Origin of the sequence: Pseudomonas triticicola (genome assembly GCF_019145375.1) — a bacterium.
GTDB lineage: Bacteria > Pseudomonadota > Gammaproteobacteria > Pseudomonadales > Pseudomonadaceae > Aquipseudomonas > Aquipseudomonas triticicola.
The window spans coordinates 2,923,455-2,950,151 of sequence record NZ_JAHSTX010000001.1 but is presented as its reverse complement, the minus strand read 5'-3'; the positions used below and the strand labels follow the sequence as shown (position 1 = coordinate 2,950,151).

General features: G+C 58.5%; 25 protein-coding genes. 12 read left to right on the top strand and 13 right to left on the bottom strand.

The window, feature by feature from the left end; all coding sequences use genetic code 11:
* Positions 1–5: 5 nt before the first annotated feature.
* From KVG85_RS13065 to KVG85_RS13055, 3 genes are all read left to right on the top strand, one after another.
* Positions 6–1,892 carry a hypothetical protein gene (locus tag KVG85_RS13065; protein ID WP_217864049.1) on the top strand — a complete coding sequence of 629 codons (1,887 nt, stop codon included), beginning with the start codon at positions 6–8 and terminating at the stop codon, positions 1,890–1,892.
* The gene (locus KVG85_RS13060; RefSeq protein WP_217864048.1) at positions 1,889–2,287 is read left to right on the top strand and encodes a hypothetical protein; all 399 of its coding nucleotides are present in this window, start codon (positions 1,889–1,891) and stop codon (positions 2,285–2,287) included. Before KVG85_RS13065 ends, KVG85_RS13060 begins: the two co-directional genes overlap by 4 nt.
* A 1,278-nt stretch (positions 2,288–3,565) precedes the next feature.
* Positions 3,566–4,432, top strand: a complete 867-nt coding sequence (locus KVG85_RS13055) for a carboxylate/amino acid/amine transporter (RefSeq protein ID WP_136492163.1) — start codon at positions 3,566–3,568, stop codon at positions 4,430–4,432.
* A gap of 106 nt (positions 4,433–4,538) precedes the next feature.
* On the opposite strand, the gene KVG85_RS13050 is transcribed toward KVG85_RS13055, so the two are convergent.
* Entirely contained in the window at positions 4,539–5,837 is a 1,299-nt protein-coding gene (locus KVG85_RS13050) for a mechanosensitive ion channel family protein (protein ID WP_217864047.1), read from the bottom strand.
* Between the two features lie 191 nt (positions 5,838–6,028).
* On the opposite strand from KVG85_RS13050, the gene KVG85_RS13045 reads away from it, so the two are divergent.
* Positions 6,029–7,369, top strand: a complete 1,341-nt coding sequence (locus tag KVG85_RS13045; protein WP_024012040.1) for a DEAD/DEAH box helicase — start codon at positions 6,029–6,031, stop codon at positions 7,367–7,369.
* Between the two features lie 50 nt (positions 7,370–7,419).
* Here the strand turns inward: KVG85_RS13045 and KVG85_RS13040 are convergent, their stop codons facing one another.
* Positions 7,420–7,695 (bottom strand): hypothetical protein, encoded by a 276-nt coding sequence (locus tag KVG85_RS13040; protein ID WP_217864046.1) that lies wholly within the window; start codon positions 7,693–7,695, stop codon positions 7,420–7,422.
* A gap of 88 nt (positions 7,696–7,783) precedes the next feature.
* A complete protein-coding gene (locus tag KVG85_RS13035) occupies positions 7,784–8,518 on the bottom strand; it encodes a DUF899 domain-containing protein (protein WP_217864045.1) in 735 nt (244 codons plus the stop codon).
* Between the two features lie 172 nt (positions 8,519–8,690).
* Here KVG85_RS13035 and KVG85_RS13030 point away from each other — a divergent pair, with 172 nt between their 5' ends.
* Positions 8,691–9,083, top strand: coding sequence for a transcriptional regulator (locus tag KVG85_RS13030; protein ID WP_122611687.1), 393 nt, complete (start codon positions 8,691–8,693; stop codon positions 9,081–9,083).
* A gap of 123 nt (positions 9,084–9,206) precedes the next feature.
* Here the strand turns inward: KVG85_RS13030 and KVG85_RS13025 are convergent, their stop codons facing one another.
* The 3 genes from KVG85_RS13025 to KVG85_RS13015 form a co-directional block, all read right to left on the bottom strand.
* On the bottom strand, positions 9,207–10,076 hold the full coding sequence (locus KVG85_RS13025) for a DUF6279 family lipoprotein (protein ID WP_217864044.1): 870 nt from the start codon (positions 10,074–10,076) through the stop codon (positions 9,207–9,209).
* Positions 10,077–10,153: 77 nt separating this feature from the next.
* The gene (locus tag KVG85_RS13020; RefSeq protein WP_016771158.1) at positions 10,154–10,870 is read right to left on the bottom strand and encodes a TorF family putative porin; all 717 of its coding nucleotides are present in this window, start codon (positions 10,868–10,870) and stop codon (positions 10,154–10,156) included.
* A 200-nt stretch (positions 10,871–11,070) separates the two neighbouring features.
* A complete protein-coding gene (locus KVG85_RS13015; protein ID WP_016985943.1) occupies positions 11,071–11,259 on the bottom strand; it encodes a PFL_1563 family small protein in 189 nt (62 codons plus the stop codon).
* A gap of 339 nt (positions 11,260–11,598) precedes the next feature.
* Between KVG85_RS13015 and KVG85_RS13010 the strand changes: the two genes are divergently transcribed.
* From KVG85_RS13010 to KVG85_RS13000, 3 genes are all read left to right on the top strand, one after another.
* A complete protein-coding gene (locus KVG85_RS13010) occupies positions 11,599–12,435 on the top strand; it encodes a CvfB family protein (RefSeq protein ID WP_016771157.1) in 837 nt (278 codons plus the stop codon).
* A gap of 44 nt (positions 12,436–12,479) precedes the next feature.
* On the top strand, positions 12,480–12,872 hold the full coding sequence (locus KVG85_RS13005; protein WP_122506025.1) for a DUF2177 family protein: 393 nt from the start codon (positions 12,480–12,482) through the stop codon (positions 12,870–12,872).
* A 252-nt stretch (positions 12,873–13,124) separates the two neighbouring features.
* Positions 13,125–14,054, top strand: a complete 930-nt coding sequence (locus tag KVG85_RS13000) for a DMT family transporter (protein ID WP_041478962.1) — start codon at positions 13,125–13,127, stop codon at positions 14,052–14,054.
* Here KVG85_RS13000 and KVG85_RS12995 read toward each other — a convergent pair.
* On the bottom strand, positions 14,002–15,183 hold the full coding sequence (locus KVG85_RS12995) for an MFS transporter (protein ID WP_217864043.1): 1,182 nt from the start codon (positions 15,181–15,183) through the stop codon (positions 14,002–14,004). The genes KVG85_RS13000 and KVG85_RS12995 overlap by 53 nt on opposite strands.
* A 103-nt stretch (positions 15,184–15,286) precedes the next feature.
* On the opposite strand from KVG85_RS12995, the gene ptrR reads away from it, so the two are divergent.
* Together ptrR and KVG85_RS26070 are read left to right on the top strand one after the other, a co-directional pair.
* Positions 15,287–16,180 carry a putrescine utilization regulator PtrR gene (gene ptrR, locus KVG85_RS12990; protein WP_217864042.1) on the top strand — a complete coding sequence of 298 codons (894 nt, stop codon included), beginning with the start codon at positions 15,287–15,289 and terminating at the stop codon, positions 16,178–16,180.
* A 142-nt stretch (positions 16,181–16,322) separates the two neighbouring features.
* Entirely contained in the window at positions 16,323–16,451 is a 129-nt protein-coding gene (locus KVG85_RS26070) for a PA1414 family protein (RefSeq protein ID WP_003184145.1), read from the top strand.
* Between the two features lie 161 nt (positions 16,452–16,612).
* Here KVG85_RS26070 and KVG85_RS12985 read toward each other — a convergent pair whose 3' ends face one another.
* From KVG85_RS12985 to speB, 4 genes are all read right to left on the bottom strand, one after another.
* Positions 16,613–17,992 (bottom strand): sodium:solute symporter family protein, encoded by a 1,380-nt coding sequence (locus tag KVG85_RS12985; RefSeq protein WP_217864041.1) that lies wholly within the window; start codon positions 17,990–17,992, stop codon positions 16,613–16,615.
* Positions 17,993–18,154: 162 nt separating this feature from the next.
* Positions 18,155–19,657: a purine-cytosine permease family protein gene (locus KVG85_RS12980; protein WP_217864040.1), complete on the bottom strand. Its 1,503-nt coding sequence runs from the start codon at positions 19,655–19,657 to the stop codon at positions 18,155–18,157.
* 51 nt (positions 19,658–19,708) lie between these two features.
* On the bottom strand, positions 19,709–20,131 hold the full coding sequence (locus KVG85_RS12975) for a YybH family protein (protein WP_217864039.1): 423 nt from the start codon (positions 20,129–20,131) through the stop codon (positions 19,709–19,711).
* 10 nt (positions 20,132–20,141) lie between these two features.
* Positions 20,142–21,092 carry an agmatinase gene (speB, locus tag KVG85_RS12970; protein ID WP_217864038.1) on the bottom strand — a complete coding sequence of 317 codons (951 nt, stop codon included), beginning with the start codon at positions 21,090–21,092 and terminating at the stop codon, positions 20,142–20,144.
* A 395-nt stretch (positions 21,093–21,487) separates the two neighbouring features.
* Here speB and KVG85_RS12965 point away from each other — a divergent pair, with 395 nt between their 5' ends.
* Together KVG85_RS12965 and KVG85_RS12960 are read left to right on the top strand one after the other, a co-directional pair.
* Positions 21,488–22,381 carry a LysR family transcriptional regulator gene (locus KVG85_RS12965; RefSeq protein WP_007956593.1) on the top strand — a complete coding sequence of 298 codons (894 nt, stop codon included), beginning with the start codon at positions 21,488–21,490 and terminating at the stop codon, positions 22,379–22,381.
* A gap of 6 nt (positions 22,382–22,387) precedes the next feature.
* Positions 22,388–22,984, top strand: a complete 597-nt coding sequence (locus KVG85_RS12960) for a tRNA-uridine aminocarboxypropyltransferase (protein ID WP_217864037.1) — start codon at positions 22,388–22,390, stop codon at positions 22,982–22,984.
* A gap of 118 nt (positions 22,985–23,102) precedes the next feature.
* Here KVG85_RS12960 and KVG85_RS12955 read toward each other — a convergent pair whose 3' ends face one another.
* On the bottom strand, positions 23,103–24,464 hold the full coding sequence (locus tag KVG85_RS12955) for an HlyD family type I secretion periplasmic adaptor subunit (protein WP_039761043.1): 1,362 nt from the start codon (positions 24,462–24,464) through the stop codon (positions 23,103–23,105).
* Between the two features lie 10 nt (positions 24,465–24,474).
* Positions 24,475–26,634, bottom strand: coding sequence for a type I secretion system permease/ATPase (locus KVG85_RS12950; RefSeq protein ID WP_073472856.1), 2,160 nt, complete (start codon positions 26,632–26,634; stop codon positions 24,475–24,477).
* Positions 26,635–26,697: the final 63 nt, after the last annotated feature.

Genomic DNA, 26,697 nt, shown 5'->3' with positions numbered 1-26,697 from the left:
TTGATATGCAGGTTGTATTTTCTCCCGAGAGGGAAGATGGAGACGTGGTTTCATATAACGAAGAGGGTGCCCCGCTGTCCTTCAAAGACGATGATATCTGGCGCATGGAGCACCTTAGAACAAGACTCAGCGAAAATGTAAATTTACATGTAGGCAGATTGTTTCAAGCGAGGGATCGTTTTTATGTTGATAGCACTAAACTAGCAAGGGATGTGCTAAAAATTATAGTGGAGGGAAAGCACAAGGGTGAATCGATCAGATTTGGCACTGTGAAATCTTATTATAAGTTAGTTAAAAAGATGGGAGGTTATTGTGCGGACAACGACATCCCATTTCACACGATGTTAACTACGCCCCACCATCTCATTAGCTTCGCAAAAACCGCACCAGGAGCCTCGGCTCAAAATTTAAGTGGGCTTTTGATTCGGATGCATGAGGAGCTGAAGCTGGATCTTCCATATGAGTTGATCCCATTTATCCGTGATCTTGTGACAAATTTTGAGAAAGCTCAGACATTGGCAATACCACCCCGAATTTTGAGCATTAAAACTTTCCAATTTGAGGAGATCTTGGATTTATTTCTTCATAATTGCAGAGATATATCAAGGTTTGCTTGTCGTGTGGGAGCGAGCAAGTTTTATGCGCGCTGCAAGGAAAGACAAGAAATATTAGCTGGTGCGAATGGTGCGTTAGATTTGACATTTGATGAGGCCGTGTTAGACAACAATCTTGAGAAGATTCAGCAGCTATTTAAAATTAACCAAATCTCGGGGTTCTCTCTTTTCCTGACATTAGTGCAATATTCGGCAAAATGTTTAATCCAAATCTTTTCTGCTGCTCGTCATTCTGAAGCCTTGGAACTCCGGTATGGGTGCCTTGGGAGAATATATATTCGCGATTTGGAAATTCGTACCATAACAGGCCTTCCTGCAAAGAAAAAGGATGTCTCTACACCCGTAACTTGGGTGACATCGAATCTTGGTGTTAAAGCTGTAAAGGCTGCTAGAATTTTGTCGAGAATCATCTATAAAACATATGGGTCTAAAACGTCCGTGGATGCTTTGTTGTTTATTTCTACAACGTTTTCGCCTCTTTCAAGTAAGGCTCCTGGAGGCCCTTTTCCTCAAGTGTCCAAGAGTTTGATCCCATGTAACGTAGATAAATATCTGTTGCCTGTAGTATTTGAGGAGGCAGATTATCTTGATTTAAAGTATTTGCTGCCGCTTGGTGAAACCGATGCTCATCCGAAGTTAATTGTTGGGGAACCATGGAACCTTACGACACACCAATTTCGACGATCATTCGGAATTTATGGTACAGCTTCTGGATTAGCCGGGTTTCCTGCGCTTAAAAGACAGTTTCATCATTTCAAAATGTCAACATCTATTGCTTATGGGGAGGCGGGAAGTGCGCGTGTGGAGTTTGGTGGAGAGCCGGATCATATCCGTTTGATATATGATGATGTAAGCTTATCGATGGACGCTTGTTTGTATGTTCAAGACGTTTTATTTTCTACTGAAAAGCTTTACGGGCCAAGAGGTAAATATATTGAAAAAAACATTAAGCCTGCTCTGGGGGGTAACATACGACTTGTCTACGAGGAAACTGCATATGCGGTAAAAAATGGGTTGATGGCTTACTCTGAAACCATACTAGGTGGTTGCACGACTACGTCAGCGTGCAAAGAGAAAGCGCATGGCTCAGTCGTGGTATGCACCGAGTGCTCACAAGGGGTAATTAAAAAAAGCAAATTAATCCCAGTGATTGATGCGCAAGAGGAGTTGGTTCTTTCACTTCCTGCTGACTCAGTTGAGTTCAGAACAGAGAAAGGCCAACTGGAAGATTTGCAAAAGTTCCTGGTGTCTATACTTGAAATTGAGAACGATAAGTGAACGAATATTTTCTAGCTCTACAACGTTTAATTGATGGACGGCCCATAAGAATCGGGAAAGGCAGCGAGATTACTCGCAAAAATGTTGCGTTAGAGGCTGGTAAAGATGCGAGTGCTATCAAGGCTGGTCGTGCAGTATTTGTTAACTTAATTAAAGACATAGAACTTGCTCAGAGTAAGCAAAAAGCTTCTAATTGCGCATCTTCTGAAAGAGTTAAACGACTGAAAGAATCTCTCGAAAGGAGTAAGGCTCAGAATGCACGCCTTGAAGCTGATCTTGAGCGAAGCCGTAAACAATGCCTAATGCTTATGCAGGAATTGTTCTTACGAAAAAAGGAAGAGCATCGCCCGCAATCTGTTAAGCCAGACATTTCGCCGTCCGGAAGAAAGTCTTAACTTGAGCGAAGAGCGCCGTGGTTACCAAATGTAAGGTCTGAAAAGCTGACAGTCAAGCTTCTCGTCTACAGCAGATGGGTTTGCGCCGGTAATATTCTTCCATCACCACTTCCACATCCTGTATTCACCTTTAGTGTCCGTGTGGCATGCTAGCTGGCTCATATAACATTGACCGAGTTTATCAATCGGTTCGGCGCGGCTTGGTGCCCAGTGGAATCTTTGTAGCAAATGCAGCGATGACAGGCTGTAAAACGCTTTTGGACGATGAGGTCGTACACAAGCGACTTCAGCTGAATCGTCAATTAGATGGGGCAAGGGTCTCGAACCGTCGAAAGGCTGTTTTTTTTTCAACCCGCCATAAGTTTTATTTATCACCATAATAATTCGGTGCCTGCGCGAAGCTTTGGTCGTGTTCCCAATACTACAAACGGGCTTTGGATTCATTCTTGCTAGCCCCTGCGGTGGAAGGGTCAATTGCAGAGATATATGATTTGAAGACTGAAGCCGCTCGATCTTGTCCACAGATTAGTGGCTTAGACCGTTGCACGAACCAGGCCGAGCGCGTCGCGGTTATTGCCCGGATAGACGTAGGTCGTTTCATCCTTGTATGTCTGCGATCATTGTCTCAAACTGCTGCAAAATGAAACTTCGCATGGCGTTGCCCGGATCTCGAATTTGCCACGAGTACAAATACTCGTTCGCCTACTTCATCTCCGTGGTGGTCTTCAGGCGCCTCACCTCAATCCCCGCCTTGTTAAAGGTTGTGATGGCTTGCACCTAGCGACGGTGTGAAAGTCCAACCAGCACCCGCAGGAAATTCAGACACATTACATACAGTATGTCATGGGCCATTCATCCACATGGAGGCATCCGGGTCTGTAGTCCGCAAAGTGCGACAGATGGACGTATAGGCCCCATCTGTCCATTCGCCGACAAGTAACGGGTATGATGTTTATCTTGTATGTCACAGGTATGGCGCAACCCCTTCAAGGTTCCACGCGCATCGAACCTCCCTTTGCACTTTTGCTCCTGAGTGCTGTAGCCCGATTGAACGCTTTAGCGAGATCGGGCTTTTTTTTGCCCACGATTTGACGAAAAACACAAATTCCTTGTGGGAGCGAGCCTGCTCGCGAAAGCGGTGTGTCAGTCAATACTGATGTGTCTGAACAACCGCCATCGCGAGCAGGCTCACTCCTACAGGGGATCTGTGTTGTCCGTGGGTTCGCGGTCTGGCGCAAAACCCGCTATCGTCGCCGCCATTCGATTTTCGAGGCGAGCATGGGCTATCTACTTTTTGTCACGCTGATCCAGGCGTTTTCCTTCAGTCTGATCGGCGAGTACCTGGCAGGGCATGTCGACAGCTACTTTGCGGTGCTGGTGCGTGTGGTGCTGGCGGGGCTGGTGTTTATTCCATTGACGCGCTGGCGTTCGGTGGAGCCGGCGTTCATGCGTGGCATGTTGCTGATCGGCGCGTTGCAGTTCGGGGTGACTTACGTCTGCCTTTACCTGAGCTTCCGTGTGCTGACGGTGCCGGAGGTGTTGCTGTTCACCATTCTCACGCCGCTGCACGTGACGTTGATCGAAGACGCGCTGAACCGTCGCTTTAATCCGTGGGCATTGGTTGCTGCGCTGGTGGCAGTCGGCGGTGCGGCGGTGATTCGCTTCGACAGCATCAGTCCCGACTTTTTCATGGGCTTTCTGCTGCTGCAACTGGCCAACTTCACCTACGCCGCCGGGCAAGTGTTGTACAAGCATCTGGTGGCCAAGCATCCGAGTGATCTGCCGCATTACCGCCGCTTCGGTTATTTCTACCTCGGTGCATTGGCGGTTGTGCTGCCAGCGTTCCTGTTGTTCGGCAAGTCGAACTTTCTACCGGAAGCGCCGCTGCAATGGGGCGTGTTGCTGTTTCTCGGACTGGTGTCGACGGCGCTGGGCCTGTACTGGTGGAACAAGGGCGCGTGCATGGTCAACGGCGGTACCCTGGCGGTGATGAACAACCTGCATGTGCCGGTGGGATTGTTGTTGAATCTGCTGATCTGGAATCAGCATGAGGAACTGGGGCGGTTGTTCCTTGGCGGGGGTGTGATTCTGGCGGCTGTGTGGATCAGCCGGTTGGGTATCCGCAAATCCCCGGCCGCCGCATAACCCCTGTGGGAGCGAGCCTGCTCGCGAAGGCGCTGGGTCAGATAAGTATGGGTCGACTGACACATTGCATTCGCGAACAGGCTCGCTCCCACATTTGATCTTTGGGTTACATCAGGTGTTTTTCCGGCTCCGCAATACTCGCCGAGCCCAACACCGCCGGCAACAAACCCGAACGCAAATCCCCGCCACTCGGCTGCTGATACAGGCTCAGCCCGAACTCCGGCAACACCGCCAGCAGGTAATCGAAAATATCCCCCTGAATCCGCTCATAATCGGCCCACACCGTGGTGCGGGTGAAGCAGTAGATTTCCAGCGGAATGCCCTGCGCGGTGGTCTGCATCTGCCGGACCATGCAGGTCATGTTCGGCTGAATCTCCGGATGACTCTTCAGATACGCCAGTGCGTAGGCGCGGAAGGTGCCGATGTTGGTCATGCGACGGCGGTTGGCCGACATCGCCGCGACATTGCCCTGCGCTTCGTTCCAGGCTTTGAGCTCGGCTTTCTTGCGGCCCATGTAGTCGGTCAGCAGGTGCACCTGGGAGAGCTTTTCTTCCTCGTCGTCGCGGATGAAGCGCACGCCGCTGGCATCGATGAACAGGCTGCGCTTGATCCGCCGACCGCCGGACTGCTGCATGCCGCGCCAGTTCTTGAACGACTCGGACATCAGCCGCCAGGTCGGGATCGAGACGATGGTTTTATCAAAGTTCTGCACTTTGACCGTGTGCAACGTGATGTCGACGACGTCGCCATCGGCGCCGACTTGTGGCATTTCGATCCAGTCGCCGACGCGCAGCATGTCGTTGCTGGTCAGCTGCACGCTGGCGACGAACGACAGCAGGGTGTCCTTGTAGACCAATAGAATCACCGCCGACATCGCACCCAGACCCGACAGCAGCAACAGCGGCGAACGGTCGATCAATGTAGCGACGATGATGATCGCGCCGAACACGTACAAAACCATTTTCGCCAGCTGCACGTAGCCTTTGATCGAGCGCGTGCGGGCGTGCTCGGTGCGGGCATAGATGTCGAGCAAGGCATTGAGCAGGGCGCTGACTGCCAGCAGCAGGAACAGAATGGTGAACGCCAGGGCGACGTTGCCGAGAAAATTCATCGCGGTTTTGCTCAGCTCCGGCACCAGGTGCAGGCCGAACTGGATCACCAGCGATGGCGTCATCTGCGCCAGACGCTGAAACACCTTGTTGTGGCGGAAGTCGTTGATCCAGTGCAGCGCCGGTTGGCGGCCGAGCATGCGGCTGGCGTGCAGGATCAGGTAACGCGCCACCCGTCCGAGCACCAGCGCGATGACCAGCAGCACCAGCAGCGCCAGTCCCGATTGCAGAAGTGGGTGCTCTTCGAGCGTGCCCCAGAGGCCTTGGGCTTTGAGCCAGAGCTGTTTGATATCCATGAGCGAAACATTTCTTCTGTAAGACGCGAGGGCCGATTAGAGCATTTAAGACGCTGTGTATTGCAGCGAGTGACAAATCGGGCAACAAAAAAACCACTGATTGTCGGCGTTTGCACAAAGAAACTCGGCCTGAGCGCTCGAAACCGGTAACCTATGCAGCTGTTTTTTTGCATATCTTCGAGGTAGCAACCGTGTTTTCCCAATTCGCCCTGCACGAACGCCTGCTCAAAGCCGTGGCCGAGCTGAAATTTGTCGAGCCAACGCCAGTGCAAGCCGCGGCCATCCCGCTGGCGCTCCAGGGGCGTGATCTGCGGGTGACGGCGCAAACCGGTAGCGGCAAAACCGCCGCTTTCGTCCTGCCGATCCTCAATCGCCTGATCGGCCCGGCGAAGATCCGCGTCAGCATCAAGACGCTGATCCTGCTGCCGACCCGTGAGCTGGCCCAGCAGACTTTGAAGGAAGTCGAACGCTTCTCGCAGTTCACCTTCATCAAGTCCGGCCTGATCACTGGCGGCGAAGACTTCAAAGTCCAGGCCGCCATGTTGCGCAAAGTGCCGGACATCCTCATCGGCACCCCGGGGCGGATGATCGAGCAACTCAATGCTGGCAACCTCGACCTGAAAGAAGTCGAAGTGCTGGTGCTCGACGAAGCCGACCGCATGCTCGACATGGGTTTCGCCGAAGATGTGCAGCGTCTGGTCGATGAATGCCCGAACCGTCAGCAGACCATGCTGTTCTCCGCCACCACCGGCGGTTCCGGCCTGCGCGAGATGATCGCCAAGGTCCTGAACAACCCTGAGCACTTGCAGCTCAACGCGGTCAGCCAGCTCAACTCGACGACTCGTCAGCAAATCATCACCGCCGACCACAATCAGCACAAAGAGCAGATTGTGAACTGGCTGCTGGCCAACGAGACCTACCAGAAGGCCATCGTCTTCACCAACACCCGCGCCATGGCCGACCGCATCTACGGCCGCCTCGTGGCCCAGGAATACAAAGCGTTCGTGCTGCACGGCGAGAAAGACCAGAAGGATCGCAAACTGGCGATCGATCGTCTGAAGCAGGGTGGTGTGAAGATCCTCGTCGCGACCGACGTCGCGGCCCGTGGCCTGGACGTCGACGGTCTGGATCTGGTGATCAACTTCGACATGCCGCGCAGCGGCGACGAATACGTGCACCGTATCGGTCGTACCGGCCGTGCCGGCAACGATGGCCTGGCGATCTCGCTGATCTGCCACGGCGACTGGAACCTGATGTCGAGCATCGAGCGCTACCTGAAGCAGAGCTTCGAGCGCCGCACGATCAAGGAAGTCAAAGGCACCTACGGCGGGCCGAAAAAGGTCAAGGCCTCGGGCAAAGCCGTCGGTGTGAAAAAGAAAAAGACCGACGCCAAGGGTGACAAGAAGAAAACCGCCGCCAAGACGCCGACCAAGCGCAAGAGCGTCAACCGTCCGAAGCCGGATTCCCTTGTCAGCAGCGACGGCATGGCCCCGCTCAAGCGTCGCAAGCCAGCTGAACCTGCGGCTGAGTAAGCTTTAGACCGCGCATAAAAAAACCGGACATTGTCCGGTTTTTTTTCGTCTCAACTGTCGGCCTTTTTCTCCGCCGAACCCAGTTCCTTCATACGCTGATCGATCAACTGGCACTTGTCCGGCAGATCCGCGCTGGCCGTGTCCAGATCCATTTTCTGCAACTCGGCGTTAATCTCCTTGGCTTTTTCCGGATTCTGCTCGGTGAGCTTGGAGACTTCCTTGGCCAGTTGTTCGCGTTTGATCGTCGCCTCTTCCGGCGTGCAAGCCCAGACGGGCAGGGCGCAGGCAAGGGTGGCGGCGAGGAAGAGCTTGATCAGGGTTTTCATGGGCAGGCCTCAGTTCCGGTTAAGGCAGACAAGCGGTTGAGGGCTGAAGCTTGGCAAAAGTTCAGAAACTGTGGGGGCAGGGTTGCGCTCAATCGGCATGGCAGCAACCCGACTTCGTCGCACCGTCATACCGATCATGATGTCGCACCCATTCCATGATCTCGTCTTCATTCCTGCCCTTGGGCGTCAGATCAAGGTAGTGGTAAGCGCCAACCAGCATGTCCAGGCCGCGCGCGTATGTGGAATAGGTGTGAAAAATCTCGCCTTCGTCATTGCGATAAAACACGCTCAGCCCCGGCATTTCTTCCTCGGCGCTGTCGGTTTTTTCGTAATTGTAGGTAGCCTTGCCCTCGGCGACGTCCTCAGCCCGGGCGCAGACGCCGAAGTCGTAATTGAAATCGCAACCTTCTGACGAGACCCAGTCGAATTTCCAGCCCATGCGTTGTTTGAACGCCTGAAACTCGCGCAACGGCGCGTGGGAGACGGCGACCACCGCGACGTCGTGATGGGCCAGGTGCTGGTTGGCGCCGTCGATGTGGTCGCTGAGGAACGAGCAGCCCTGGCAGCCTTGTTCCCAGCCTTTGGCGAACATGAAGTGGTAGATGATCAACTGGCTGTTTTGGCCGAACAGATCATTGAGCCTCAGCTCGCCGTTCGGGCCTTGAAAATGATAGTCCTTGTCGACTTTCACCCACGGCAGGGCGCGGCGCTCGGCGCTGAGGCGATCGCGTTCCCGGGTGAAGGCTTTTTCGTGGGCCAGATGCTGCTGGCGGGCGGCGAGCCATTCTTCGCGTGATACCACCGGATGGTTTGTAACGTTCATGACGATGTCTCCTGCGGGTTGAACCGGCTGTTTCAGCCTAGTCGTTCATCGTGCGAGGGAATCGACAGCCGCCGGTCGGTCGGGTCCGGAAATACTGCTGAACGGCTGCGCAGCGCTTCGGTCACAACCTTGAAAGCGGCACAAAATCACCCGCACCGGAGGTTGGATCAGGATGACGACTTATAACTGGGATTTGATTGAACGTTTGCTGCATGAAGTGCAGAACAGCGCTGGCCACAGCTTCGCTCCCCGCGCTTATGCCGAAGACCATGCGGCCGAGAAAGCCAGCGCCGGCGAGCCGATCGACAATCTCGATCACTTGAAAACCCTGGCCTGTGATTATGAAAAGCTCTTGCTGGAGCGCGGATTCATCGAGCCGCGGCCGGATCACGAGGGTAGTACTGGCAACAACTTCATTCTGACCCCGCGCGGCTCCAGCCTGCTGAGCCTGATCGACAGCAGCATCCCCGGCAACGACCATCCGCGTCAGGTGCTGGATGAGCAGGAGGATGCGCTGAATGAGGTGACGTTTGATGAAGTCGCCTCAAAGGCTCAAATCGCCTGAGCCAGTGAAATCCGCCCTGTGGGAGCGAGCCTGCTCGCGAAAACGGTCTGTCAGTGACATTTGAACTGTCTGACACTCCGCCTTCGCGAGCAGGCTCGCTCCCACAATGGGCCATTGGTTTATTCAAGGTTTCTGCGCGGCCTTCAGGCACTTCAGGTCATTGAAGTCCTTGCGCACGCCCTCGATTTTCTTCAACAAGCGCTCACGCTGTTGCGGCGTGCTCTCGGCCATCAAGTCGACAAACAGCGAGCGCGCCTGGGCTTCGGTGTTGGCGTAGGCCTTGCGGTAATCCGCTGTCCATAAGCGCTCGCGATTGACCAGAAGTGTCTCGATGCGTTGTGGGAATTCCGCGCTTTGGCGTTGCGCAACGGCGGCGCTGAACTGTTGCTGCCAGTGCGCGCGGTTGGCGATCCATTGAGTGTTCTGGTCGCCCAAGGCGTTGGTCCAGGCCGCGACGCGTTGTTTCTGCGTGTCACTGAGCGGGCCTAGCCAATCGTTCAGGCGTTTTTCCATGCGCTCGCCGCGTTCCTTGATCTGCTGGGCCAGCGGCGGTTTCACGTATTCCTGCTGGCGTTTGCGCAAATCCTTGGCAAACGCGTCGTTCATTTCTGCCACCTGTTTATCGTCCAGGCCTTGCAGCAACTCGATGGCCGAAGGGGTGATTTCCCGGGCGGTTTCGGCGATGGCCTGCTTGGCTTCGGCGGTGCGCTCCTGCAGCGCGGCGTCGCTGACCTGATTGCTCTCGACCATGGCCTGCAAACGGTCCAGCCAGTCGAGGTAACCCGGTAACTGCGTGGTGCAGTGCCAGCTCAGGTGTTCCTCGAGGCGTTCATTGAACCAGTCTTTCTGCTCGCCGTTCATGTCCACGTAATCGCTCAGCGACCACGGGATAATCACGTCGAGGTTGCGGTAGGCCAGGCCAACGCGGCTGCAAGCGCCGAGGGCGAGGGTGAAGATCAGCAGGGCGGCAATCTGTTTGAACCAGCGAGACATGGGCAAATCCTTGCGAGAGCCTGGCGTCGGAAATCTGATTCTTATGTGATGCAGGATGCGCGCGGCAGTTCAGCCGATCAATAGAACGTGCGTACAGCCTTGAGGGTGACGAGGCCGTCGCACTCGCTGTTGTGCCCGGAATAGGCCGAGCAATCACTGCCGCTGAGGCTGGAGTCGCTGTAGATCAGATCAAGATCGACGCCCATGAACGGCCGCGACAGTTTCACCGACCAATCAGTGAAACTGCTGATATAGCCACCGTCCACCGCCGCCGGTGTATTCAACTGGTGCGTGGTGTATTTCATGCTCACGCCAATGCCGAACGGCTGATTGCCAGTGAGGTCGGCAAACAAGGTGTTGTTCTGTTTATCCGGGTCGTTGCTCAGGGCAATGCCGAAGCGACTGCCGAGCAGAGTCAGGCCACCAAACAGCTCCTGGCTGTCGAGGGTGTCCACGCGGGGATAGCTGTAATGGATCATCCCGACTTCATAGCCGAGCACCTGATCGAACGGCTGCTTGAAGCCGACGTAGGAATCGATCTCGAGGTTCTTGCCCGGGCTGATGCCCATGCTCGGCGCGTACTGGCCGAAATACACGCCGCTGTCGTGGCTCAGATCAAGGCCACCGTGGAACGAGCCGACCGCCGCCGGTTTGACCAGACCCTGGGCCATGCTGCGGCTGGGCGTGGTGCCAAGCTTGAGATCGAAGTCGCCCAGTTCACCCTGAAAAACCTGCGCGTGCGCGGTCGCGCCTGACAGCAGGCTGACGAACAATAAACAGGGAAATGGGCGCATGCGTCACTCCATGAACTGCGAGCGCAGGGCGAAGGCCTGCTGAAACGCTTGATCTAGACGCGTGCAAGGATACCGGCGAATGCCCGGCATTGATGGCCGTTCGTCGATTTTCGGGAATTTTTGTTTAAAACGAAGGGGGGCGCGGTGCCAGTCCAGGCGCTTCGAAGCTCAAAGCGCCTCTGGACGGGGTGAAACCGGTATTACTTCTTGCCCAGGCTGATCTGCTTGGACGGGCCGAATGTCTGGCCACTGACGCCTTTGGCAATTTGCTGGATCTCGCCGCCGGACTTGAGGAATGCTGCGATCTGATCGTTGATCGATTCGCTGGTTTCAACGGCTGGAGCTGGCTTTGCTTTGCTGGTGGATGCTTTTACACGCATGGCGGCCATTAACCTTTAGAAAAGTAACTCGGCCAGGCATCGTACAGGAATAACTTGACAATAGCTTGGTAAATATCCTCCGGAATAACCAAGTGCCGCGCTGCAATATTGCCGGTCAGTCGTCCGTAATAAGCAGCTAACCTGCTGTTTTAAATAAGAACATTTAATTGAAATGAGGCCAATCAGCGTAGCAGTGATGCGTCGGGCCGGACTGACGAGCGGCACCCCGCAGGGCAGTGATCAAGCAAAATCAACAGGTTGACGCAGATTTTCCGCTGCGAGGATCTGTCGCCCGACGTTGGCGGCAAAAACGGGTAGAATGCCGCCCACGTATTGAGGGTTTCGGAAATGGCTTTAGTCGGGCGTTACAACAGTTTGCAAGTGGTTAAACACACTAACTTCGGTTTATATCTGGACGGCGGTGCCGATGGCGAAATTCTTTTGCCCAACCGTTATATCCCCAAAGATATTCCCAGCGAAGATGAAGACTGGCTCAACGTATTCATCTACCTGGACAGCGAAGACAAACTTCTCGCCACCACGGAAAAACCCAAAGTTCAGGTCGGCGAATTTGCCAGTCTGAAAGTGGTTGAAGTCAACAGCATCGGCGTGTTCCTCGACTGGGGCCTGCCGAAAGATCTGTTGCTGCCGTACTCGGAAGAAAAGCGCCAGATGACCGCTGGCGAATACTGCGTGGTGCATGTCTACCTCGACAAACACACGCGCCGCATCACCGCCACCGCGCGCCTCGATCGTTACCTGGACAAGACCCCGGCCACCTACAGCCCGGGCCAGGAAGTCGATCTGCTGGTAGCCGAAGCCACCGACATGGGCTTCAAGGCGATCATCAACAACAAGCACTGGGGCCTGATCCACAAGAACGAAATCTTCAAGTTCATGCGCTCGGGCATGCGCGAAAAAGGCTTCATCAAGGAAGTGCGCGCCGACGGCAAGATCAGCCTGAGCCTGCAACCGGTTGGCCAGGAAGCGGCCAGCAGTCTGAGTTCGAAGATCCTCGGCAAGTTGCGCGAAAACGACGGCACCCTGGCGGTCAGTGACAAGAGTGATCCGGCGTTGATCAGCAGCCTGTTCGGCGTCAGCAAGGGTAACTTCAAGAAAGCCATCGGCTCGCTGTACAAGGAAGGCAAGATCGTCATTCACGCCGATCGCATTGAACTAACCTGAGCCTTGAGTGGCCCATGTTGCAGGCCACACAAGAGGTTGGATCGATGAAAAAGGCGCTGATCGCTTACGTCGCAACGCTGCTGACGTTTCTGCTGCTCGATGGCATCTGGCTCGGGCTGCTGATGGCGCCGACCTATCGCGAACTGCTCGGTTCGCTGATGCTGGAAAAACCGCTGCTGTTGCCCGCAGCGGTTTTTTATTGCCTGTACGTTATTGGTTGCGTGGTGTTTGTGGTCTTGCCGGCGCTGAGCTGGCAAAGGGCGGCGAAGCTGGGGGCGCTGTTGGGGCTGGTGGCCTACGGCACTTATGACCTGACCAATTGGGCGACATTGCGCGACTGGTCGGTGCAGGTGAGTTTGATGGATTGGGCGTGGGGGACAGTGGCGACAGCGGTTGCCTGCACGGTGGGTTATCTGGTGGCGAAGCGATTCGCCTGACTGATCCAAAAGTTTTATCGCCAGTGCTGACCTCTTCGCGAGCAGGCTCGCTCCCACGTGTTCGCCGAACCCTCTGTGGGAGCGAGCCTGCTCGCGAATGACGGCGCAGCCGTCAACCATTCAGCGCTGACGCCACTGACCAAATAAAGGTATTTTCCAGACGGCTTTTTCCTCGCGACTGATTGATAATCCCCGACACTGTTTTCTGACCATTGGATGGCCTGCCATGTTGTGTGTGTTCGAGGTGTTGCGGTGAGTGCCGAGCGGCGCAATGCCGACGGTTTTGCCCTGCAAGTGATGATCGGCCTGTGCCTGATCTGGGGTGTGCAGCAAGTCCTGATCAAGTGGGCGGCAACGGACATCGCGCCGGTGATGCAAGCGGCGGGGCGCTCGGGGATTTCTGCGTTGCTGGTCGGTTTGCTGATCTGCTGGAAGGGCGGTTGGGATCAGGTCGGCAGCACCTGGCGCGGCGGCTTGCTGGCCGGTGCGCTGTTTGGTCTGGAGTTCCTGTTCATCGCCGAAGGCCTGCAACTGACCACCGCCGCGCATATGTCGGTGTTCCTCTATACCGCACCGATCTTCACTGCACTCGGCGTGCATTTCCTGCTGGCCAGCGAGCGTTTGCGCCCGTTGCAATGGCTGGGGATTCTGCTGGCGTTCATCGGCATCGCGATTGCCTTCGCCGGCGGTGTGTCGTGGGACAACCTTGATCGGCGCATGCTGCTGGGCGATGCCTTCGGCGTATTGGCCGGCGCCTGTTGGGGCGCGACCACCGTGGTGGTGCGCGCCTCGCGACTGTCGGAAGCGCCGGTGACATTGACTCTGTTCTATCAGTTGCTGGTCGGTTTCATCGGTCTGCTGTTGATCGCGTTGTTCAGCGGCCAAATCACCCACGTCAGCCTGACTACCGTGGCGGTAGCCAGTGTGCTGTTCCAAGGCCTGGTGGTCTCGTTCTTCAGTTACTTGGTGTGGTTCTGGCTGTTGCGCCGTTATCTGGCGGCCAACCTTGCGGTGTTCTCGTTCATGACGCCGTTGTTCGGCGTGACCTTCGGCGTGCTGCTGCTCGGCGAACAGTTGAGCCTGAACTTCGTCATCGGCGCCGTGCTGGTGCTGCTCGGCATCACTTTCGTCAGCGCCGAACAGTGGCTGCGTCGGCGTTTGCGCAAGGCGCTGGGCCAGTAGCCCTGGCCTGCATCGCCAGCGCGCCGGCCAGCAACAGGCCGGCACCGGCGATCAGCAGCGCCGGCTGCAAGCCGCCGCTGAAATGGCTGCTCAGCGCCGCCAGCAGCGGGCCGCTCAGCTGGCCGACAGCGAAGCACGCCGTGAGCATCCCGGCGTTGCGCTGAGTGTCGTGGGGCGCCAGCTCTCGCGAACGCTGCATGACCAGTTGCATGCAGGCCAGAAACGGCGTGCCGCAGAGGATCACCCCCAACGCCAGGCCGACGCCGCTGCCCAGCAGACAGGCGAACACTCCGGCCGCTTGCAGCCACAACGTCGCCATCAGCCAGTGCCGCGTGGTCTCGGGATCATGTCGGCGCAGACTCACCAACCACACACCGATTGCCGCGCCGAGGCCAAAGCACGGCCAGAACAGATCCGCCTGCCACTGGCCGTGAAACTGCGCGTTGGCCATCTGCGACAGGAACGTTGCCGGAATGATGTAGCCGATGCCGTACAGCGCATATACCAGCGCCAGCCGGGCAATGCCGCGATTCGCTGGGTTCACATGGGTTGTTGCTGGCCTCGCTACCACCGTGGGCTGCGGTAACAACCGCCAGACGCCGAGCATCATCAGCAACGCGGCGGCCGCGTAAATCAGCCACAGGGTTGCCGATGTCTGCTGCAAGCGGTGTGAGACCAGCGCCAGCAAGCCTGTGAGAAAAATCCCCAGACCCGGCCCGGCAAAAATCAGAGCACCCCAGCGCGGGCGACCCGCTGCCGCCGCCAGCGGCTGACTGAGTGAAGTAATCATCACCAGCACCCAGGCACTCGCCACCCCGGTACCAAAGCGCAACAGCAAGTGCGACCAGAAACCGTTGGCCCAGAACGACGCCAGGGTCAGCAGCACGCACAGCCACAATCCGCCATGCAATCTTCGCTGCACCTGCTGTGGCCGCTGGGCGAACATCGCATCCACAGCACCAAGCAGATAGCCAAAGTAGTTGGCCGCCGCGATCAGCCCGGCGGCGGTGAGGTCGATCTGCCCTTCGCTGAGCAGGTGCGGCATCTGAGGTGTCAGGGCGAAACGGCCAATGCCCATGGCCATCATCAGGGCAACGAAACAGGCGGATAAACGTATCAGCGGCGACATGGTCGGGCTTCCTTCAAAGCAGCAATGACCGTCAGGCTAGGATCGATTGACTTTCTTTAAAATTGAATAATAGTGAGTAACTTGTTCTGTTAAGGAGAAAGCAGTGGAGTTCAGCCAACTGCGGATATTTCAGGCGGTCGCCGAGGAAGGCTCGATCACCCGCGCCGCCGAGCGCCTGCATCGCGTGCCATCAAATCTGTCGACGCGCCTGAAACAGCTCGAAGAGCAGTTGGGTGTCGAACTGTTCGTCCGCGAACGGCAGCGCTTGCAGCTGTCGCCGGCGGGCAAGGTCCTGCTCGACTACACCGGCAAACTCTTCGCTCTGCGCGACCAAGCCAGTGCGGCGGTGATGGGCGGGCAACCGGCCGGCGACTTCGTGCTGGGCACCATGTACAGCACGGCGGCGATCCATCTGCCGGCGCTGCTGGCGCGTTACCACAAGCAATACCCGCTGGTGAATTTGCAGGTGCAATCGGCGCCGACCGGCGAACTGCTCGAAGGGTTGCTCACCGGCCGCCTCGACGCGGCATTGGTCGACGGACCGCTGGAACTGGCCGGGCTCGATGGCGTGCCGCTGTGCGAAGAACGGCTGGTGCTGATAACCGAAATCGACCATCCACCGGTGCACAGCGCGCGGGATGTCGAGGGACGCTCGGTATTCACCTTCCGTCAGGGCTGTTCATATCGCATGCGTCTGGAAGCGTGGTTCTCTCATTACCACGCGGCGATGGGCCGGCCGATGGAGATCGAGTCGTATCAGGGCATGCTCGCCTGTGTGATTGCCGGCAGTGGTGTGGCGTTGATGGCCGAGTCGATGCTCGCCAGCCTGCCGGGTCGCGAAAGCGTCGCCGTGCATCCGTTGGCCGAGCCGTTCGCGGGTGCGACAACATGGCTGATGTGGCGCAAGGGTATGGCCGGGGCCAACCTGAATGCCTGGATCGACGTGCAGCAAGCGGTCTATCCCGTGGCTTTGCATGAAGTGCGCGAAACAGCGTGAACCAATCGCAACAGATTCTGTTCAATTCAGTAACAGATCATTGCGGATTTGGCCGAGCATTGCGTAGGACTTCGGACTATTATCAGTGCGAAGCGGCCTCAGAATTCCGGCCGCTCAGCACCACCCTGAAGGGGGCATGACGATGAAAGAGAAAATCCAGAACTGGCTGCACGATTTGGGAGTTGCCCTCGGTTTGATCGAACCGCCTCTGCAACCGGTACCGATTCGCACGGACGACGAACAGCGCCGACGCCAGCCACGTCGCCGTTAATACCTGCGATCAGAGATTCCAAGATCGCAGCCGTCGGCAGTTTCTACAAAGTGTAGGAGCTGCCGAAGGCTGCGATCTTTTGCTTTTCGCCAAGCGAAAAAAACGGGTGTGGCCACCGACGCCACACCCGCTGAAGAAAACATCACCTCGTTACAGTCGATTCACACCGCCGTTGCCACGGTCGCCGGGCGCGGCGAGAACAGGCTGACCAGTACAAAGCTCACCAGGCTGACACCCAGGCTGTAATAGATCGGCGAGTTCGCGTCCATGCCGTCCTTGACCATGAACACCAGCGCCGTGATAAAGCCCAGCGTCATCGCGCTGATCGCCCCGGCGGTAGTCGCACGCTTCCAGAAAATCGCGCCCATCAGCGGAATCAGCATGCCGCCGACCAAGAGGTTGTAAGCCAGGGTCAACGCGCTGATCACGTCGTTGACGACCAGAGCAATGCCCAACACCGCGATCCCGGTCAGCAGCGTAAACAGACGGCTGACCGCGACGTTGGACTGTTTGCCGCCGCGCAGTTTCGGCAGCAGGTCTTCGGTCAGGGTGGTGGACGCGGCGAGCAGGCCGGCGCTGGCGGTGGACATCATCGCCGCCAGTGCGGCGGCGATCACCAGGCCACGGATGCCGTCAGGCAGCGAGACTTTGACGATGGCGGCAAAGGCGTTGTTGACGTTGTCCAGATCCGGAATCAGTACATGCGCAGCCATGCCGATCAAGGCGCAGACCAGACCGTAAATGATGCAGTAGATCCCGGCCGAGGTGCCGGCGTATTTGGCGACTTTTTCGCTTTTGGCGGTGAACACCCGCTGCCAGATGTCCTGGCCGATCAGGATGCCGAAGAAGTAGATCATGAAGTAGGTAATGATCGTGTCCCAGCCGATGCTGGTGAAGTTGAAACTGGCCGCCGGCAGTTGCGCGACCAATTGATCCCAGCCGCCTACGCGGTAAAGGCAGATCGGCAACAACACGAACATCAGGCCAACCGTCTGGATGCCGAACTGGACGATGTCCGTCAGGGTCAGCGACCACATGCCGCCGATCGTTGAGTAAATCACCACGATACCGCCGCCCAGCAGTACGGAGATCCAGAAGGGCAGACCGAACAACACTTGCAGCACGGTGCCGATCGCCAGAATCGAGGTCACGCCGATCATCAGCGCGTAAGCGAGCATGATCGTCGCACTGGCGGTGCGCGCCATCGGGTTGTAGCGCTTCTCCAGGACCTGGGTGACGGTGAATACCTTGAGTTTCAGCAAGGGCTTGGCGAGGAACAGGTTCAGCGCGACGATGCCGCAGCCCAGTGCCGCGCACAGCCAGAATCCGGAGATGCCATGCACGTAACCCAGACGCACGGTGCCGACGGTGGAGGCACCACCGAGGACGGTTGCTGCCATGGTGCCCATGTACAGCGACGGCCCCAGATTACGCCCGGCAACCAGATAGTCTTCGTGGGTCTTGGCCTTGCGCATGCCGTAGTAGCCGAGAATCAGCATCGCAGCGGCATAAATGAGTACGACGAATAAATCCAAAGCCATGATGGCGTGTCTCCGATTGTCTTTTTTATGGTCAAGCAAATGGGTCTGCAAGGCTTCCTGTGGGAGCGAGCCTGCTCGCGAAGGCGGTCTGTCAGTCACACCAATGTTGGATGTGCTGAAGTCTTCGCGAGCAGGCTCGCTCCCACAGGGTTTTGCGTTTATTCAGGCTGCCTGACGCAGTTGAGGTTTTATTGCGGCTTCACTGCGCACATCCGTTGGCCCGAACACCTCCCGAGGCTCAGGAAACCAGCGCAGCAGCGTCAGATACACCACCGACGCCAGGCCCAATGTCACCGGCAAGCTGATGTCGATGCCACCGGCCAGTTCGCCCAGCGGGCCGACGAACTGCCCCGGCAGGTTGACGAAGCACAGGCCGACCAGCGCACTCGGAATCCACGCCCCCAGACCGCGCCAGTTCCAGCCGTGGTTGAACCAGTAGCGTCCGCCCTGTTCGCCGCGAGTGAACACTTGCAGGTCATCCGGGCAGTAGAAGCCGCGCCGCACCAGCAGGCCGATGATCATGATCACCATCCACGGGGTGGTGCAGGTGATGATCAGCACGGCGAAGGTCGACACGCTTTGCACCAGGTTCGCCGCAAACCGGCCGATGAAGATGAAGGCGATCGACAGCACGCCGATCAGCAAGGTCGCCTTGACCCGGGACAGCACGCGCGGGAACACGCTCGACATGTCCAGGCCGGTGCCATACAGCGACGTGGTGCCGGTGGACATGCCACCAATCACCGCAATCAGGCACACCGGCAGGAAGAACCAGCTCGGCGACACGGCCAGCAAGCCGCCGACATAGTTGTTCGCGGCGATGTAGTCCGGCGCCTTGATCGCGACGATGGTGGCGGTGGCGAGGCCGAACAGGAATGGAATCAACGTTGCCAGTTGCGCGGCGATCACCGCCAGCATGATCCGGCCCTTTGGCGTCTCACGCGGGATGTAGCGCGACCAGTCGCCGAGGAACGCACCGAAGGAAATCGGGTTGCTCATCGCCACCAGCGCCGCGCCGATGAATGCCGCCCAGAACCCGGCCTGACCCAGCGCCACGCTGCCGGCGTACTGGCTGTCAAATGCAGGGGCGAAGGCGAAGATGCCGAGCAGGAACAACAGGCTCGCGGCCCACACCGCGATGCGGTTGACCCACAGCATGATGCGGAAACCGTAGATGCACACGGTCAGCACCAGCAGCGCGAACAGACCGTAGGCCAGGCCCAGGGTCAGGTCGGTTTCCGGCAGATCAACGAGGCGTTTGGCACCGCCGACCAGCGCATCACCCGAGCTCCACACTGACAGCGAAAAGAACGCGATTGCCGTCAGCAACGACAGGAACGACCCGACAATCCGCCCGTGCACGCCGAAGTGCGCACCGGAAGACACGGCGTTGTTGGTGCCGTTGAGCGGGCCGAACAGGCCCATCGGTGCGAGGATCAGCGCACCGACCACCACACCCAGGACAATCGCCCAGACACCCGCCTGAAACGACAGGCCGAACAGCACCGGGAAACTGCCGAGCACAGCGGTGGCAAACGTATTGGCGCCGCCGAAGATCAAGCGAAACAAGTCGCTGGGTCGGGCGTCGCGCTCATGATCCGGGATCTGTTCGACCCCGTTTGTTTCGATGCTGCTAAGGCTTTTTTCGTTGTTGTTGTTATTCATGATCTGCTCCGATCATCAGGCGCGCTCATCGTGCGTGAGCGTCACCATTGGCTAAGGGGGTGGCAGCCCTTCCGGCATTGCGGACAAATGTTCGTGACAGGCCAGCCATAGGCCTTGTTGTTCTAGGCTCGACGCTTGTCTTCTGAAAACAATCGTCTCGCGCTCCTGGCTGAAGTGTTGCTCCCCTTGCATGCGCAGCTCGGTGGCCACGTCATGGATGAAAATCGCCACGTCACCCTGCAGGCTGACAAAGGCGTTGCTCGAGGTGCACGACAGCACCTCGAATCCATCCTCGGCACGCCAGCGGTCCCACAACGCCTGATAGGCATCGCGCGACAGCAATGGCTGGTCGAGGGTGTAGAAAACGAAGCTGGCATCGGCGCTGAACGCACCGAAGTAAGCTTCGCGATCATTACGGGCAAACGCGGCGACCAACTCGGCGGCCGCATGCAGAACCTGATCACATGCGTGCATGACCCGATCCTCAGCGATGAACCACGCCAGGCAGTACGCAGAGCATTTCGTACAGCAGGTTGGCGGCCAGCAGCGAGGTGTTGCCGGTGGTGTCGTAAGCGGGCGAGACTTCTACCAGATCGCAACCGATCAGCTCGAGGCCCTGGCAGCCACGGATGATTTCGATCGCCTGAATGGTGGTCAGGCCGCCGATTTCCGGGGTGCCGGTGCCGGGCGCCCAAGCCGGGTCGATGCCATCGATATCGAAACTCAGATACACCGGACCGCCACCGACCTTCTCGCGCACTTCCGCCATCAGCGGCGCCAGCGACTTGTGCCAGCACTCTTCGGCCTGCACCACGCGGAAACCCTGGTCGCGGCTCCAGTTGAAGTCGTCGGCGGTGTAGCCCTGGGCACGCAAACCGATCTGCACCACGCGGTCGCAATCGAGCAGACCTTCTTCGACGGCACGACGGAACGTGGTGCCGTGGGCGATCTTCTCGCCGAACATGTGATCGTTGACGTCAGCGTGGGCATCGATGTGCACCAGGCCAACCTTGCCGTGCTTTTTATGGATTGCGCGCAGGATCGGCAGGGTGATGGTGTGGTCGCCACCCAGCGTCATCGGGATGACGTTGTGCTCGAGGATGTTGTCGTAGGCTTCTTCGATGATGCGCACGGCGTCGAGCAGGTTGAAGGTGTTGATCGCCACGTCACCGATGTCGGCCACCGACAGCGAGTCGAACGGCGCGGCGCCGGTGGCCATGTTGTACGGGCGGATCATCACCGATTCGGTGCGGATATCGCGCGGCCCGAAGCGGGTGCCGGGGCGCAGCGAAGTGCCGATGTCCAGCGGCACGCCAACGAAGGCAGCGTCGAGGCCGGCAGCGGTCGGTACATGGGGAAGTCGGAGCATGGTGGCGATGCCGCCGAAGCGCGGCATTTCATTGCCGCCCAGTGGTTGGTGAAGAATCTTGTCCACGGGTAGGGCCTCATCGTCTTTGTTTTATTTATGCCGGCGCGCCGTTGAGCACAGGTTCGGACGCCGCTGTGGGGCCGATCATGCGAAATGTAGTGACGGGGAAGAATCGCTACGGGCAAAAACTTAGTTCAGATTTTTCTAAACTAATGGGAGAGGTGGGATTAGACTTTGGTGGGTTCGAATGAAGTGTAGGGCTGAAGATTGTTGCCCTCACCCCAGCCCTCTCCCAAGGGAGAGGGGGCCGACCGAGTTGTTGGCGGAATCTGCATCGACCTGAAAAATCGAGTCGAACTCAGGATTTGAAAGCCATGGAGATCAGCTCCCTCTCCCTCGGGGAGAGGGCTGGGGTGAGGGGCTTTTCCCACAGACACATAGTTGCAAAGCCCGGAGTAGACATGGCCAACGCTTTACCCGACCTGAAACTCCTGCGCATCTTCGTCAGCGTCGTGCGTCATCAGGGTTTTGCCAATGCGCAGCAGGAACTCAACCTGTCGACCTCGGCAATCAGCACTTACATGAGCCAGCTCGAAGCCGCGCTCGGTCTGGTGCTGTGCCATCGTGGACGCGGTGGCTTCAGCCTGACCAGCAAGGGCGAGCTGTTCCATCAGGAAACCCTGCGCCTGCTCGCCGAGCTGGAAGGCTTCGAGCAATACGCCGCCGCGCTTAAGGGCGAACTGCGTGGCACGCTCAATCTCGGGGTGATCGACTCCACGGTCAGCGACAAGGCGCTGCCATTTGCCGAAGCCATCGGCGCCTACAGCCAGGAACACCCGGCGGTGCATTTGCACCTGTCAGTGATGAGCCCCTATGAATTGCAACTCGGCGTGCAGGACAATCGCCTCGACCTGGCCATCGGTGCGTTTTCCACGCGCATGAGCGGTCTGGTCTATATGCCGCTGTACCGCGAGCAGCACTGGCTGTATTGCAGCAGTCGCCATCCACTGTTCAACGAACGGCGCATCCCCGAGCAGGTCATCACCCAGCAACGGATGGTCGGGCGCGGTTACTGGAGTCAGGCGGAACTGGCCCGGCACGGTTTCAAACACAGTGCCGCGACCGTGGAAAGTATGGAAGCGCAGCTGATTCTGGTGCTCTCCGGCGCCTACATCGGTTACTTGCCGGAGCACTACGCGCAGGCTTGGGCCGACAAGGGTGATCTGCGTGTCCTGCTGCCGGCGACCTTCGGTTATCAGGCGCCGTTTTCGATGATCATGCGCAGGGGCCGCAGCCGCGAGCCGCTGATCCAGACCTTCCGCGATTTGCTCAAAGCGCAATTGAATCAGGCCTAACCCATCATGTCCCGAGCCCAATGCCCGCGCTGCCTGCGCCCTCAGACCCATTGCCTGTGTCCATTTATTCCGCACCTCAACAGCCGCACGCGCGTGTTAGTGCTGCAGCATCCGAGCGAGGTCAGCCACGCGCTCAATACCGCGCGGCTGGCGGCGCTGGGGCTGAGTAATGCCGAGCTGATTGTTGGTGAGGTATTCGAGGATTTGCCGAAACTGTTGAACCGGCCGGGCTATCAGGCGCGGCTGTTGTTTCCGGCTGAGGATGCGCAGCCGCTGCAGGTTTACGCGCCAAATGATCAGCCAATGTTGCTGGTCGTCCCGGACGGCACCTGGCGCAAAGCGCGCAAGATGCTGCACCTCAATCCGCTGCTGGCAGCACTGCCACGGGTGACGCTGGCCGAGGGCGGCGTGTCGCGCTATCGCTTGCGCAAGGCACCGGGGCCGGGGGCGCTGTCGACTATAGAGGCGATCGTGCAGGCGCTGGAAACCCTCGAAGCGCCGACGACGTTTGCGCCGTTACTGAAACCGTTTGAAGCGCTGATCGAAGGGCAGATTGCGGCGATGGGGGAGGAGGTCTTCCAGCGTAACCATGGCGACAGATGATCATTGTCTGTGCGGGCTTCTTCGCGAGCAGGCTCGCTCCCACAGGGGAACGCATTCCAATTGTGGGAGCGAGCCTGCTCGCGAAAGCGCCAGATCAATCACCGCAATTCAAAGATCACTAGCGCTCACGCATCGCCTCGGTCCGCGCTTTCAACACCGGTTTGAGCAGGTAATCCAAGACGCTTTTCTCACCGGTAATAATGTCCACCGTCGCTACCATCCCCGGGATGATCAGCAGTGGTTTCACGTCGCCGCCCAGGTGATTCTTGTCGGTGCGCACCTGAATCAGATAGAAGCTGTTGCCCTTGTCATCGGTGATCGTATCGGCGCCGATCAGCTCGAGCTTGGCGCTCAGCCCGCCGTATATCGTGTAATCGTAGGCGCTGAACTTGACCATGGCTTTCTGGCCCGGATGCAGGAATGCGACATCTTGCGGGCGGACCTTGGCTTCGATCAGCAGGTTGTCTTCCAGCGGCACGATTTCAACCATGTCGCTGCCCGGCTGAACCACGCCGCCGATGGTGTTGACCTTCATCTGCTTGATCACGCCACGCACCGGCGACGTCACCGTGGTACGGCTGACGCGATCGTCGATGGCGATGCTCGAGGCGGTGATTTTCGACAGGTCGGTGCGTTTCTCATTCAGCTCTTTGGCGGCCTCGGAACGGAAGGTCTGCTCGGATTCGTCGATCTTGCTGCGGATCTCGGCGATCGCCGATTCGGCGCGGGGAATCGCCAGCGTGGTAGCGTTCAGCGAACCACGGATCTCCACGGCGCTGCGCCTGAGCCTGAGGATTTCCACTGGTGACACGGCGCCGGTTTTGACCAGCGGTTCCGACATGTTCATCTCTTGCTGCAACAACGCGAGGCTGGAACTGAACTGGCCCTGCTTGGAGCGAAATTCGGCCAGTTCCTGGGTTTTCTGCCGCAGTTGTTCACTGAGGGTGCGCTGTTCGCTGGCCAGGCGGCGTTGGCGTTGCTCGTACAGCGAGCGCTCGTCCTCGGCGACTTGCGGCGCTTTGGCGATGACTTCAGCGGAGAGTTTGAAGGGGCGCCCCTCGGCCTCCGCTGACAGCCGTTCAACCTGTGCGGTCAGCGCGTAACGGTCGGCCTCGCTTTCGCCCTTGTTCGAGCGAAAGCGCGTGTCATCCAGACGCAGCAGGGTGTCGCCCTTGCCGACCATCTGGCCTTCACGAACGAAAATCTCGGTGACGATGCCGCCCTCGAGATTCTGGATCACCTGAACCTTGCTTGACGGAATCGCCTTGCCTTCGCCCATGGTCACTTCTTCGAGCACGGCGAATTTGGCCCAGACCAGGGCGGCGATCAGCAGCGCTGCCGCCAGCCACACGGTGATCCGCGATTTGCGCGGCGAATCCTGCAACGCCGCGCCGGCGGTTTCCGGCATGAACTCGGCTTCGGCGCTTTTGCCGAAGCTGTCGAAGTAGCCGCGCTTGTTGCTATCGGAAGAAGCAGGCATGGCGTAACTCCTAGACCGCCGCCGAGCCGACACGGCCCTTGCGCAGTGCATCGATGACCGCTTCTTTCGGGCCGTCAGCGACGACCCGGCCGTTATCCAGCACCAGCAACCGGTCCACCAGGCTCAACATCGAGGTGCGGTGGGTGACCAGCAGCAGGGTTTTGCCTTGCACCCAGCCATGCAGTTTCTGCCGCAGTGCATCTTCGCTGCTGTTGTCCATGGCGCTGGTGGGTTCGTCGAGCAGCATGATCGGCGGATCGAGCAGTAATGCCCGCGCCAGCAACACCGCTTGGCGTTGGCCGCCGGAAAGCAATTGCCCGCGTTCGCCCACCGGTCGGTCGAAGCCTTGCGGGTGTTGTCGGGCCAGTTCGGTGACGCCAGTCAGTTCGGCGACTTCGAGCATGCGTGAATCGCTGATGTAACGCGCGCCCAGGGTCAGGTTGTCGCGCAGGCTGCCGGCCAGCAGCGGCAAGTCGTGGGCGACATAACCGATCTGCTGGCGCAGGTCAGCCACGTCCAGTTGGCGCAGGTCGAGGCCGTCGAGCAGCAGTTGGCCTTCCTCCGCTTCGTAGAAACCCATGACCAGCCGCGCCAACGTGCTTTTGCCGGAGCCGCTGCGGCCGATGATGCCGACCCGCTCGCCGGCTTTCAGGCTGAAGCTGACCTCGCTCAGCGCCGGTGCGTTCTGGCCGTTGTAGTGGAACGTCACGCCGCTGACGTCGAGGGCACCTTGCAGCTGCGTGCGTTCCAGTGGCCGTTGTTTGCCGTCGCGTTCCTGCGGCAGCGCCATCAACGCGTCGGTGCTTTTCATGGTCAGTTGCGCTTGCTGGTAGCGGGTGATCAGCCCGGCGATCTGGCCGAGCGGGGCGAGCACACGACTGCCAAGCATGTAAGTGGCAACCAGCGCGCCGACGCTGAGGTTGCCGGCGATGATGCTGTAGACCCCGGCCACAATCGTCGCCATCCCGGAAAACTGCTGGATGAACAGCGTGCCGTTGGTGGCCAGCGCCGACAGGTTGCGCGCGTGGCTGTCGAGGCGGGTGAGGGCGCCGTGGGTGCTTTCCCATTTGTGCTGGCGCTCGCTTTCGGCGCCGCAGGCCTTGAGGGTTTCCAGACCGCCGAGGGTTTCGATCAGCACTGCCTGACGCTCGGCGCCGAGGCTCAGGCTTTTCTGCACGGTGTCACGCAGGCGCACCTGAATCGCCATGGCGAAGATGATGGTGATCGGAAACGCCAGCAGCGGAATCACCACCAGCCAGCCGCCGAGCAGGCCGATCACTACCAGCATCAACACCACGAAGGGCAAGTCGATCAGGCTGGTCAGGGTCACGGCGGTGAGAAACTCACGCAGGCCCTGGAAGTCGTGAATGCTCTGGGCAAAGCCGCCGATGGTCGCCGGCCGCGCTTTCATCGACATGCCGGTGATGCGCTCGAACAACGTTGCCGAGAGGATCACATCGGTTTTCTTCCCAGCGGTGTCGAGCAGATGCGCACGCACCACGCGCAGCACCAGTTCAAAACCGGTGCCGATCAGCAAACCGATCGAAAGCACCCACAGCGTCGAGGTCGCCTGATTGGGCACCACGCGATCGTAGGTCTGCATGACGAACAGCGGCACCATCAGGCCGAGCAGGTTGATCAGAAAACTGGCGAGAATCGCATCGCTGTACAGCCATTTCGACAGTTTGAGAGTGTCGCGAAACCACGCATTTACCCGTGGCACCAGCGGCGCGCGCAGGTCTTCGAGTTCGTGGCGCGGACGGGCGAACAAGGCCTGGCCGCTGTAGTGTTCGCTGAGTTCTTCGCGACTGACCCATTGCTCGCCGCCGTCGGCTTCGCTGGGCAGCAGCAGGGCTTTGCCGTCCTCGCCAAAGCGCCGCAGCACAGCGGTGCGCCCGTCGTTGAGCAGCAGCAGGATCGGCAGGTTCAGTGGCGAAATGTCTTTCAGGTCACGGCGCAACAGCCGCGCCTGCAATCCGGCCCGCGCGGCTGCACGGGGCAGCAGATCGAGGCTCAGGCGTTGTTTGTTCAGGGGCAGCCCGGCGCTCAGGCTGGCACGACTGACCGTGGCGCCATGCAGTTTGCAGAGGATCAGCAGGCCGTCGAGTAACGGGTCGTCGAAGCTCAGGCGCGGATCGACCCCGGTGGCGCCGGGTTCCATGCTGGTCATAGTGATTGCCTCTGTTGAACGGGCTCGGTTATCGGATCGTTCCCACGCTCACGCGTGGGAATG

What these genes read in the sequence shown, in the direction of transcription:
- KVG85_RS13065 (WP_217864049.1), top strand. Translation starts at nt 6, where the DNA reads ATGCAGGTTGTATTTTCTCCCGAGAGGGAAGATGGAGACGTGGTTTCA.
- KVG85_RS13055 (WP_136492163.1), top strand. Translation starts at nt 3,566, where the DNA reads ATGGGCTATCTACTTTTTGTCACGCTGATCCAGGCGTTTTCCTTCAGT.
- KVG85_RS13050 (WP_217864047.1), bottom strand. Translation starts at nt 5,837, where the DNA reads ATGGATATCAAACAGCTCTGGCTCAAAGCCCAAGGCCTCTGGGGCACG.
- KVG85_RS13040 (WP_217864046.1), bottom strand. Translation starts at nt 7,695, where the DNA reads ATGAAAACCCTGATCAAGCTCTTCCTCGCCGCCACCCTTGCCTGCGCC.
- KVG85_RS13035 (WP_217864045.1), bottom strand. Translation starts at nt 8,518, where the DNA reads ATGAACGTTACAAACCATCCGGTGGTATCACGCGAAGAATGGCTCGCC.
- KVG85_RS13030 (WP_122611687.1), top strand. Translation starts at nt 8,691, where the DNA reads ATGACGACTTATAACTGGGATTTGATTGAACGTTTGCTGCATGAAGTG.
- KVG85_RS13025 (WP_217864044.1), bottom strand. Translation starts at nt 10,076, where the DNA reads ATGTCTCGCTGGTTCAAACAGATTGCCGCCCTGCTGATCTTCACCCTC.
- KVG85_RS13020 (WP_016771158.1), bottom strand. Translation starts at nt 10,870, where the DNA reads ATGCGCCCATTTCCCTGTTTATTGTTCGTCAGCCTGCTGTCAGGCGCG.
- KVG85_RS13015 (WP_016985943.1), bottom strand. Translation starts at nt 11,259, where the DNA reads ATGGCCGCCATGCGTGTAAAAGCATCCACCAGCAAAGCAAAGCCAGCT.
- KVG85_RS13010 (WP_016771157.1), top strand. Translation starts at nt 11,599, where the DNA reads ATGGCTTTAGTCGGGCGTTACAACAGTTTGCAAGTGGTTAAACACACT.
- KVG85_RS13005 (WP_122506025.1), top strand. Translation starts at nt 12,480, where the DNA reads ATGAAAAAGGCGCTGATCGCTTACGTCGCAACGCTGCTGACGTTTCTG.
- KVG85_RS12995 (WP_217864043.1), bottom strand. Translation starts at nt 15,183, where the DNA reads ATGTCGCCGCTGATACGTTTATCCGCCTGTTTCGTTGCCCTGATGATG.
- KVG85_RS26070 (WP_003184145.1), top strand. Translation starts at nt 16,323, where the DNA reads ATGAAAGAGAAAATCCAGAACTGGCTGCACGATTTGGGAGTTGCCCTC.
- KVG85_RS12985 (WP_217864041.1), bottom strand. Translation starts at nt 17,992, where the DNA reads ATGGCTTTGGATTTATTCGTCGTACTCATTTATGCCGCTGCGATGCTG.
- KVG85_RS12980 (WP_217864040.1), bottom strand. Translation starts at nt 19,657, where the DNA reads ATGAATAACAACAACAACGAAAAAAGCCTTAGCAGCATCGAAACAAAC.
- KVG85_RS12975 (WP_217864039.1), bottom strand. Translation starts at nt 20,131, where the DNA reads ATGCACGCATGTGATCAGGTTCTGCATGCGGCCGCCGAGTTGGTCGCC.
- KVG85_RS12965 (WP_007956593.1), top strand. Translation starts at nt 21,488, where the DNA reads ATGGCCAACGCTTTACCCGACCTGAAACTCCTGCGCATCTTCGTCAGC.
- KVG85_RS12960 (WP_217864037.1), top strand. Translation starts at nt 22,388, where the DNA reads ATGTCCCGAGCCCAATGCCCGCGCTGCCTGCGCCCTCAGACCCATTGC.
- KVG85_RS12955 (WP_039761043.1), bottom strand. Translation starts at nt 24,464, where the DNA reads ATGCCTGCTTCTTCCGATAGCAACAAGCGCGGCTACTTCGACAGCTTC.
- KVG85_RS12950 (WP_073472856.1), bottom strand. Translation starts at nt 26,634, where the DNA reads ATGACCAGCATGGAACCCGGCGCCACCGGGGTCGATCCGCGCCTGAGC.